Source organism: Pirellulales bacterium, from assembly GCA_036490175.1.
Classification (GTDB): domain Bacteria; phylum Planctomycetota; class Planctomycetia; order Pirellulales; family JACPPG01; genus JACPPG01.
In genome coordinates this window covers 1-10383 of record DASXEJ010000040.1, presented here as the reverse complement: position 1 = coordinate 10383, position 10383 = coordinate 1, and the positions used below count along the sequence as shown (strand labels likewise).

The window sequence follows — 10383 nt, the reverse complement described above, 5'->3', positions numbered from 1 at the left end:
TGATCGTGCCCACCAGCAATTTGCCCTTGAGCGAGCCCATTGCATTGCGCAGCGCTTCATCGGCGGCCGGATCGGGAATCGCTTCCAGTGCGATCCGCGCCCAAGAGGCCAGTTGCTCGTCGGCCAGTAACTTCGCTAGCTCAGGCACGGAGTTCTTGCTGCCATGAATCGCCAGTTGCTTGCACGCGAGCGCCTTCTCGGCGGGCGGGGCCGTGCGTAGTGTTTCGATCAGTTCCTTTTCTTTGGTCGCGGACGAGGCTTGATCGTCGGCCGCGTTGGCCAATGTCCCGGCTAGCGAAAGCAGCATCGCGACTATCGCGAGGCCGTATGTAATTCGTCGCAGCATATCCATGATTTCGATCCTGATATTGGTTTGGGCGTGTTGGACCGGAAATTTGTCGCGGAGGCAAAACACGTTCGACGACACGAGCACAAGTAACCGCCGCGAAAGCGGCGGCAGGGCTCTACAGCCGCCACGGTTCGCGGAGGGCTTCCGACCGCAAACGATTGGCCTGCTCGTCGTTGACGAATTCGTGCTTGGCTGGATCGTAAGTCACCTTGCGATTGAGCGCCAGCGCGATGTTCGCGGCATGGCAAACGATGTGCGCGGAGCAAGCCGCCTCGGCGTTGCCTTTCGGCAGGCTGCGCGACTTGACGCAATCGAGGAAATCGCGCACGTGGAAGGTCGCCGGATAGCCGTCGATTTCCGCCACCTTGCGGCCGCCGAGTAACTCGGGCGAGCTCAACACCATCTTGCCGCTGTCGCCTGTCTCGACCCAGCCTTTTTCTCCCTCGAAGCGCACAGGGCACGATCCCAGCGGAATCCAGCCTTTCTCGCGCAGGATCAACTCTACGCCGTCGGCGTAGCGGGCCACGATCTGGCCATCCTTCGGCGGGTTGTATTCAACGGGAACCGTCTTATCGCCGATGGCCCACTGGCACAGGTCGACGCAGTGCGAGCCCCATTCCAGTACGCCGCCGCCGACGAGACCGCCCCCCTTTTCGAAATTGAAACCGTCGAGCAGCTTGGCATTGAAGGGACGCCAAGCGGCTGGTCCCAGGTACATATCCCAGTCGACGACGTCTTTAGCCGGCTCTTGTTCGGCAGGCAGCCAGCCGCTCGAGACCGCCGTCATACCGGCCGGATGGGCGTAAATCGTCTTGAGCTTGCCGAGCTTCCCGGTCCGCGCCAACTCGCAAGCAAAGGCGAAGTGCGGCAGGTTCCGCCGCTGCGTACCGGCCTGGAAAACGCGCCCGGTACGACGCATGGTGTCGGCCAGAATCAGGCTCTGCGCGATGTTCTTCGTGCAGGGCTTCTCGCAGTACATATCCTTGCCCGCCCGGGCGGCGTACATGGCAGCCGTAGCGTGCCAGTTGGGCCCGGTGGCGATCAACACCGAGTCGATATCGCGGCGATCGAGCAGCTCGCGAAAATCGCGGTAAGTATCGCAGTTGTTGTTGCCGTATTTTTGATCGGTCATTTTTTTGACCGCGGTGCGACGTGCCTCTTTCACATCGCAGACGGCCACGAATTGCACGTCTTTTTGTTCCAAGAAGCAGCCGAGGTCATAGGTGCCGCGGTTGCCGATGCCGATTCCTCCGACCACGATTCGTTCGCTGGGGGCCACGGCGCCGTCCCGGCCCAAGGCGGAACTTGGAATGATCTGTGGCGCCATCACCGCCGCGGCGCCGGCCGACAGAGCCGTTTTCAAGAAACGACGGCGATGCACTCTACTTGTATTTCTCGACATCCGAGGTCTCCTGATCAGGTCAGTCGCTTGAACGCCCGCCTTATCTGCTTTGGGGCAGGGCCACCCGCAGCACATAGCATATCGCGGCGTCGTTCGCGCCTCTACATAAGACCGCGACTGGCGTGAACATTTTCATTCCCGCGCGAGCGGCAAAGTCGGCCCTGCTGGCACGGTCTTCCACCTGGCCTTGGCTGTCGACACTTACAAATGGGGCTTCGTCGCACTAGATTACGGCCGTCCGAGCCATCCACACCGGTACCCAAATTCACGTCAACCTGACAGGAGGATCCATGCGACCGCTGGCCCTAATCGCATTAAGTGTTGCCGTGATGACCGTCGAGGTGCTTGTGACCGATCGGGTCTGTGCCCAGCCGGCGCCTGCGGCCCCCGCGGCGACCGCGCCGGCTTATGTCGAGGCGCCGCCTCCGCGGCAAGAGACGATTACGGTGGCACCCTCACCGCAGACAATTTGGGTTCCCGGGGCGTGGGAGCGCACGCCTGACACCTGGGTATGGACGAATGGTCGATGGGTGACACCGCCGTTTCGCCGCGCCTATTGGGCAGCGGGATATTGGCAACACGTTGGGGGTAGATACCAATGGCTGCCAGGGCATTGGGCCGCCGGAAACCAAGGGGCCGTGGTCGCCCAAAAGGTCGCGATCCCGGCGCCGCTCACCGAAGTCCAACCAGCACCACCCGCGGCGCCGAAAAATGTCGTTTGGACGCCCGGTCGTTGGGAGTGGCGCGGAACCTGGACCTGGGTGCCAGGCCACTACACGGAAATGCGCAACGCGCAAGCGGTGTGGGTCCCCGGCGAGTGGGATTCGGCCACTGATGGAGCATGGCGCTGGAACCCGGCACACTGGGCGGTGAAGTAATTGCCGCGATCGGCACGCGCGTCGCGGCTTGCCGTTTTCAACCGGGAAGAGAGTTGGCGCAGTCGATTGGCGCGCTGGCGGCGACGGCCGCCGTGGGAATGGTCAGTGGCCGGGCGGGAACACCAGCTACGCGCGCGTGTTCTGCCACGTTGCGAATCACCACTGAGCCGGCCGCAACGTAGCTCCACGATCCGACGTGCACCGCGGGAATCACGACGGCGCTGTCTTCCAAGCACGCACCCTGTCCAACGTTCACGAAGCCGGCCAATTGCACACCCGCACGGATTTGGGCGAACGAATCAACGCAGCAATCGTGGGCCACCGTAGCCTTGGAGCCGATGACTACGTGAGCGCCCAAACGCGATCCAGGCTGTAAGACGGCACCCTCGAGGATCACACACCCTGGGCCGACGTCGGCGTAGTCGTCGACAATCGCTTTGGGATGGGTGACCAGTGCCCACAAGATGCTTAGATTGAGCTGTTCGGCCACGGCCTGCCGACGTGCCGGATCGTCGAACGCCAATACCGCGGGCAACCCGACCAAGGGGGCACGTGAGATCGGCCCCTTGACGATCACGCCACCGATCCGTTGTCCCCAGAGTGCAGGGTCGTCGTCGTAAATACCAGCTATATCAATGCCGGACGATCGCGCAGCGGCCATAATCTCGGTCGCAAAACCGTCGGCACCGATTACGACAATTTGGCGCATTGAATCTCTCGTTCCAGATGGCCCCTGGAAGCTTCCGCGCACTCGAAAAGAGACCCGCCATTGAAAGGACATATACGAACTGGCTGGGCACAGCGCTAACGTACTTTGAACAAACACACCCAGCCATATGCCAATCAGCAGTTGACATTTGTATAGTATGTATTACTGACGAACTACTAGGGGGGTCCGCGCATCAGTCGCGGCCAGATTCCAAACGCAATCCGCGACGTCCTCCCGATGGCTTGGCAACCCGATCGATCGGCCTCCCCTCATTGCACGATCCATCGCTGATTGCGGAATCGTAGGGTTTATAATGAGGCCGTTGACGCCTTACCTGAGACCTCTGCTTGTGGGCGGCTCGCAGGGGTACAACACGTACGTCCCGGAGCAAGCTGCCGTGGTCAGGTTCACTTATGCCCTCATCTTGATCAGTTTCCTAACGGCACCCTCGCGCGACCTGTGGGCAGGCGACGCTCTATCGGGCCGCGCCGCCGCAGACGGCGTTACGTATATCAAGGCCGGACGGCTGTTCGACGGCGCTGGCGACGCTTACCGCCGCGACATGGTCGTCGTTGTCGACGGGCACCGCATCAAAGAGGTCGGATCGGCCGACTCGATCTCGATTCCGGGCGGTGCGCGCGTCGTCGACTTGTCCGATGCCACGGTCTTGCCGGGACTGATCGATTGCCACACGCATCTTGGTGGCCGTGCCGATCGTTTCGACGAGATTAACAAGTTCAAGGACACGCCGAATCACAGCGCTTTCGCCGCGGTGCTCAACGCCCGCACGACTTTGGATGCGGGCTTCACGACGGTGCGTGATGTCGGATCACGCCCCTTTTTGGCAGTAGATTTGCGAGACGCCATCAACGAGGGATTTCTGGTGGGGCCGCGCGTGGTGGCGAGCGGGCCAGGTATCTCGATGACCGGCGGTCACGGCGATCTGAACCACTTTGCGCCGCAGGTTAGCGTGGCGATGTTTCCTGAGCAGCGTGATTACAAGATCGCCGACGGCGTCGATCAGGTCCGACAAGTGACGCGGGCGCAAATCAAGCACGGCGTCGATCTAATCAAGGTCCATGCCTCGGGCGGAGTCATGTCCCGCGGTGATTCTCCAGGCGCACCGCAGTTCACTGTGCAGGAACTGCACGCGGCCGTCGAAGAGGCCCATGCCGCCGGGCGCAAAGTCGCGGCACACGCGCACGGCGCACAGGGCATCAAGAACGCCGTGGTCGCCGGTGTCGATTCGATCGAGCATGGCAGCCTGATCGACGACGAAGGGATTCAGCTGATGCTCAAGCACGGTACCTGGCTGGTGGCCGACATCTATAACGACGACTATCTGCTCGGCAAGGCAATCGAATTCAAGCTGCCACAAGAGTCGATCGACAAGGAACGGGCCATCGGTCAATTGCAGCGCGAGAACTTCGCCCGCGCGGTCAAGGCTGGCGTCAAAGTGGCGTTCGGCACCGACGCCGGCGTTTATCCTCATGGCGACAATGGGAAGCAGTTTTTCTATATGGTCAAGTTCGGACTAACCCCGGCCGAGGCGATCCGCTCGGCCACTAGCGCCGCCGCCGAGTTGCTGGGTCGTTCGGCCGACGTGGGACGCGTTGCCCCGGGGTTGTACGCCGATTTGATTGCCGTGGCAGGCGATCCGCTGGCAGACATTCGCTCTCTGGAGCGGGTTGGCTTTGTGATGAAGGATGGCGCGATCGTCAAGGATGAATTGACGAACAAGGGGGACGCGTCGCAGCCGCCGGTTTTGAGTAGCGAGGCCTCGCGCGCTGCGGATAACAAGTAGCGCAGCGATCGCCGCCGTAAAACGTGTAGAATGTTCCTAAGCAACCGCACGCCCAGAGGCATTCGCGTTTTCGGGCCGCGCGGTTGTCCGCTGACAGCACAGTTACGGCGCCCAAGAACTTGCACGGCGCAATCTCAGCCCTGGCGATAACAAGGAAGGTGCAGGATGAAACCCAACGGCAGCGTTCTGGCAATCTTGGTCTTGGTCCTGGTTTCTTCTGTGACGCGTGCCGCCGATTGGCCGCAATGGCGTGGGCCGCATCGCGACGGCATTTCGCAGGAAACCGGTCTGCTGCAAGAGTGGCCGGCCGAGGGACCATCGCTTGCCTGGCAAGCAATCGACATCGGCGAAGGATATTCAACGCCCGCCATTGTCGGCGATCGGATCTACCTGATCAGCAATAAGGGAATGGAAGACGAATACGTGCAGGCGCTCGACACCAAAGAAGGCAAGGAAGTCTGGCGTCAGAGAATCGGCAACGTCGGCCCCAACAAGGGACCGCAATATCCTGGCTCGCGCAGTACGGTCACGGTCGACGGCGGAATGCTGTACGCGCTCGGTTCGGATGGCGATCTGACATGCCTCGAAGCGTCCGGCGGCAAGGTGCGCTGGCAGAAGAATCTTCGCACGGACTTTGCCGGAGAGCCCGGGCAGTGGGCCTACGCGGAATCCCCTTTGATCGACGGCGATATTCTGGTCTGCACTCCCGGAGGGGCCGAAGCGACAATCGTTGCGCTCGACAAGCGCACGGGCGAGGGCATTTGGAAGTCCGCGATCGAGGGTGGAAATCAGGCGGCTTATGCCTCGGCGATCGTGGTCAACGTAGGAAACGTCAAGCAATACGTGCAGTTTTTGCAAAAGGGACTCGTTGGAGTCGACGCCACCACTGGCAAGCTCCTCTGGCGATACGAGCGGACGGCGCAAGGAAGCCCGGCCAACATTCCGACGCCCGTCGCCGATGGCAACCTGATCTACAGTGCCGCGAGCCGTAGTGGCGGCGGCCTCGTGAAACTCACGGCCAACGGCAACGCCGTCGATGCCGAGCAGGTTTATTTCGAACAGAAATTGCCGACGAGCATTGGCGGCGCCGTCGAGGTCGACGGCCTACTGTTCGGCACGACAACCCAAGGGCTGATTTGTGCCGATTTCGCCACCGGCGAGCCCAAGTGGCTAGATCGCAGCGTGGGAGCGAGCGCAGTCTGCTTCGCCGACGGCCGCTTGTATCTGCACAGCGAAGAGGACGATGTGGCGCTGGTCGTGGCGACGGCCGAGGGCTATCAGGAAAAAGGGCGATTCAAACTCCCCAATCAGCCCGATCGCGGTCGTGGCAAGGCCTGGGCCTATCCGGTGGTGGCTAACGGCCGGCTTTATATTCGCGACCTGGGCATGCTGTGGTGCTACGATGTGAAGTCGCGGTAGAAGCCGATGACCACAATAAGGCCTCCAGGTGGTTCGGCAATTATCCTGGAGCAGACCGCGATGCGAACCATGGGCCTGACAGCAGCACTGTGTGGATTCGGTGCGGGTCTCGTCACCTTTCCCATTTTGGTTGCGCATCTGGAATGTCCCGGGCTGGTCGTGACCCTCATGGGGCTGACGTTTTGTCTTCTGGGCGCATTGGCGACGGGATGGACCTTACATCGATCGTCGCAGATGGCTCGATCGCCGAAATCCTAACGTCCCGACGGCCTGCGATCCGCATTTGGCCGGCCTCCCGGCTGTGGACATCGCTTCGCCGGCGTTCAGCATTCCCTCGACACTGGCAAGCGAGCGTATTTCATGCCAAGATGGGCTGCTTACCGTGCCGCGAGGTTCTGCCCCATTCCCGGTCGTCCCCTTCACTTATGAGCCAAAAAGTTGCCGTCGTCTTGGCCGCAGGCAAGGGAACTCGCATGAAAAGCGAGTTGCCCAAGGTACTGATCGAAATCTGCGGCCGGCCGATGATCGAATACGTCCTCGATTCCCTGGCCCAGGTCGGTTTCGACCGCGTTGTGCTGGTGGTGGGGTATCGCGCCGACGACGTGAAAAAAGTCCTCCGCGATCGGACCAATTTGACCTTTGCACTGCAGGAGCAGCAGAACGGCACCGGTCATGCCGTGATGATGTGCCGTCAGGTGCTGGCCGAACACGACGGTCCGGTGGCAGTCGTGACAGGGGACGCGCCGCTATTGCAGGCCGAGTCGCTCGAAAAGCTGCTCGCCGCGTTTGAACTCCGTCGCCCCGCATGTGTGATGGGCACGATACATAAAGAGAATCCGGCGGGGCTGGGGCGAATCGTCCGCGATGCGGCCGGTGATTTTGTCGGCATCGTCGAAGAGAAGGATGCCACCGAGGAGCAGCGGCGGATCACCGAAGTGAACATGAGCTGCTACGTCTTTGACTGCCGGGCCCTGCTGGCGGCACTCGACGAATTGCGACCCGACAACGCGCAAGGCGAGTATTACATCACAGATTGCCCGGGCCTGATGCAGCGCGAGGGAAAAGTCGTGCTGGCGTTGCCAGTACTAAAGCCCATCGAAGCCTTGGGTGTGAACACGATGGACGAATTGCGCGTCGTGGAAGATGCCGTGCGCACCGGCGCCCTTAAGAGTTGACGTAGCGTCGGTTTCTCTGTCAGGTGGATCGCAGGGTGCGATGGCAAGTCCGTTGTGGCTTGGTGGCGTGAGAATTGTATCCAGACGGGTATTGCAGCGATGAACGGCTTGAAGATTTTCAGTGGCCGAGCCAACCCCGCACTTGCGCGGAGGATCTGCGAGTACCTGGGGCTGCCGATGGGCGCAATTTCGATGGGAAATTTCCCAGATGGGGAGATCTCCTGCAAGGTCGACGAGGATGTGCGCGGACGCGACGTCTTTCTGGTGCAACCGACATGCCCGCCGGTAAACGAAAACCTGATGGAACTCTTGATCATGATCGAGAGTTGCAAACGCGCAAGTGCCGAGCGCGTCACCGCGGTCATGCCTTATTACGGCTATGCCCGACAGGATCGCAAGGACGAAGGTCGAGTTCCCATCACTGCCAAGTTGGTCGCGAACATCATCACCCGAGCCGGTGCCGATCGCGTGTTGACAATGGATTTGCACGCCGCGCAGATTCAGGGGTTTTTTGACGTTCCGGTCGATCACTTATACGCCGCGCCGGTTTTAAACGACTACTTTTTGAAGATGGGCATCGAAGAGGACGACATGGTCGTCGTTAGCCCGGACGAAGGGAGCATCAAACGGGCGTTGGGGCATGCCAAGCGGTTGGGCGGGCGCCTGGCCATTGTCGACAAGCGGCGCAGTAGCGCCGAGCGCACCCGCCAGGAGAATATTATTGGCGCGCCGGTCGAGGGCAAAGTCGTGCTGATGTTTGACGACATGATCAGCACGGCGGGCAGTATCTGCGGGGCCGCGCAAAAGCTGCACGACGCGGGGGCCCGTAAAATCTACGTGGCCGCTACGCACGGTGTGTTGTGTGGGGGGGCGATCGATCGACTGCATGCGGCACCCGTCGAGGCCCTGGTCATTACCGACACCATTCCGCTCTCTGCCGACAAGATCGACAAGGCACCCAACAAGGTTACGGTACTGACGGTGGCGCCCCTTTTGGGCGAAGCAATCAAGCGGATCCACCGCAACGAATCGGTAAGTCGGCTGTTTGTGTAGGCGCGGGAATTCTTTCGGGGGTGCCGATCCGCGATTTCGCCTGTCGAAGGTTGTGCGGGCGACCTTGCTGGCTGGCGCGTTCGAGTGCCGTCGGTAGCCGCGGCATTAGGGCGGCCTGGCCCCCTTAAGAACGTCGCAGGGCCAACTTTACCATGGGGATCGTCAATTGTTTGGGCGGGGTTGCAATCCGGCCAATTTCCGGCAAAATGGCGAGATTCGCGCCAGTGGCGGAACCCGCCGGGAGAGGCTCTCGATCGTTAGCCCCCGCGTTGGCGGTGAGTTTTCTGTCCGTTGGGCTGCGGCTGCCGGAATCGAATTCTGGCGTATCGAAGGATGATGGCGTACTAACGAGGAAGAAATGTCGGAAGCTTTGAAAGTTGAAAAGCGCGCGGGACTAGGCAAGCGCGAATCGCGGCGTCTACGCGGCGGCGGACATGTGCCGGTCGTGCTGTACGGTCACGGCGAGCAAACGCTCAGCTTATCGGTTGCGGCCGATCAGTTAGCGGCGGCCCTGCGACATGGGGCCCGCGTCGTGGACCTGGACGGCGCCGTCAAGGAAAAGGCCTTCATCCGCGAGCTGCAATGGGACCCGTTTGGCAACGAGGTGCTCCACGTCGACTTCACCCGCGTTTCGGCTGACGAGCGGCTGCAAATCGAGGTGGCCGTTGTACTGCGTGGCGAGAGCCCAGGCGTGAAAGAAGGGGGCCACATCGAACATTCGCAGCACACGATCGAGATCGAGTGCCTGGCGATCGCCATTCCCGAGAAGCTGGAATTGCGGATCGGTAGCCTGGGCCTGGATCAGTCGTTGCGTGCCAGCAATATCGAACTGCCACAGGGTGTTACGCTAATCACCGATCCTGACACCGTGGTAGTGCACTGTGCCCTGCCAGTTGAGGAGTCGGACGAGGGTGTTGCAGGCGACAGCGCCGAGCCCGAGATCATTGGCCGCAAGGCAGGCGAGGAAGAGGAAACGTCCGAGGAATAATTGCGTCCGAGTCGTCGCCAGCAGGCAGTGCCGCATTCGAGCAATGTCACGTCCTTGTCGGAGCGAGGGTCTCTTAACGCAGTAGCGCATGAAACTAGTAGCAGGGCTGGGCAATCCTGGCCGCAAATACGAAGGGACCAGGCACAACGCAGGCTATATGGTGCTGGCCGAGCTAGCCCGACGCGGTAGCGCCCCGCCGGCAAAGAGTGCATTTCAGGGAGAGACGAGCGAAGTAAAGATCAATGGCGAGCGTACGCTGCTGTTATGGCCGCATACATTTATGAATCGTAGCGGAACCAGCGTGCTGGCAGCCCGCGACTTTTATAAGATCACGAACGAGGAAATGCTGGTCGTTTGCGACGATTTGCACCTGCCGCTGGGCAGCTTGCGAATTCGGGCGCAGGGATCCGCAGGGGGGCAAAAGGGGCTGGCCGACGTCACGCGCGTCTTGGGTACTGAGGTTGTGTCCCGGCTACGCGTCGGCATCGGCGAGGCACCTGCCGGGTGGGACCCTGCGGACTACGTGCTGGGCAAATTTACACGGCAAGATCTGGCGATGATCGAAGACGTAATTGTACGGGCGGCCGAAGCCGTCGAGACCTGGGT

Annotated in this window: 10 protein-coding genes; 7 read left to right on the top strand and 3 right to left on the bottom strand. The window is 61.1% G+C overall.

The genetic code is table 11. The features are described 5' to 3' along the window. Together VGG64_03350 and VGG64_03345 are read right to left on the bottom strand one after the other, a co-directional pair. The coding region (locus VGG64_03350; GenBank protein HEY1598609.1) for a hypothetical protein at positions 1–352 on the bottom strand (352 nt) is incomplete at its 3' end. Between the two features lie 112 nt (positions 353–464). Further along, complete coding sequence (locus VGG64_03345) at positions 465–1751, bottom strand: Gfo/Idh/MocA family oxidoreductase (protein HEY1598608.1); 1287 nt, start codon at positions 1749–1751, stop codon at positions 465–467. Positions 1752–2041: 290 nt separating this feature from the next. On the opposite strand from VGG64_03345, the gene VGG64_03340 reads away from it, so the two are divergent. Continuing rightward, complete coding sequence (locus tag VGG64_03340) at positions 2042–2629, top strand: hypothetical protein (protein ID HEY1598607.1); 588 nt, start codon at positions 2042–2044, stop codon at positions 2627–2629. 37 nt (positions 2630–2666) lie between these two features. Here VGG64_03340 and VGG64_03335 read toward each other — a convergent pair whose 3' ends face one another. Next, complete coding sequence (locus tag VGG64_03335) at positions 2667–3338, bottom strand: hypothetical protein (protein ID HEY1598606.1); 672 nt, start codon at positions 3336–3338, stop codon at positions 2667–2669. Positions 3339–3735: 397 nt separating this feature from the next. Here VGG64_03335 and VGG64_03330 point away from each other — a divergent pair, with 397 nt between their 5' ends. From VGG64_03330 to pth, 6 genes are all read left to right on the top strand, one after another. After that, positions 3736–5142, top strand: a complete 1407-nt coding sequence (locus VGG64_03330) for an amidohydrolase family protein (GenBank protein ID HEY1598605.1) — start codon at positions 3736–3738, stop codon at positions 5140–5142. A gap of 165 nt (positions 5143–5307) precedes the next feature. Beyond that, a complete protein-coding gene (locus VGG64_03325) occupies positions 5308–6561 on the top strand; it encodes a PQQ-binding-like beta-propeller repeat protein (protein HEY1598604.1) in 1254 nt (417 codons plus the stop codon). Between the two features lie 425 nt (positions 6562–6986). Next, on the top strand, positions 6987–7736 hold the full coding sequence (locus VGG64_03320) for an NTP transferase domain-containing protein (protein HEY1598603.1): 750 nt from the start codon (positions 6987–6989) through the stop codon (positions 7734–7736). A 99-nt stretch (positions 7737–7835) separates the two neighbouring features. Continuing rightward, positions 7836–8789, top strand: a complete 954-nt coding sequence (locus VGG64_03315; protein ID HEY1598602.1) for a ribose-phosphate pyrophosphokinase — start codon at positions 7836–7838, stop codon at positions 8787–8789. 358 nt (positions 8790–9147) lie between these two features. Continuing rightward, positions 9148–9777 carry a 50S ribosomal protein L25 gene (locus VGG64_03310; protein ID HEY1598601.1) on the top strand — a complete coding sequence of 210 codons (630 nt, stop codon included), beginning with the start codon at positions 9148–9150 and terminating at the stop codon, positions 9775–9777. 88 nt (positions 9778–9865) lie between these two features. Next, positions 9866–10383: aminoacyl-tRNA hydrolase (gene pth / locus VGG64_03305; GenBank protein HEY1598600.1), on the top strand; the 518-nt coding region annotated here is incomplete at its 3' end.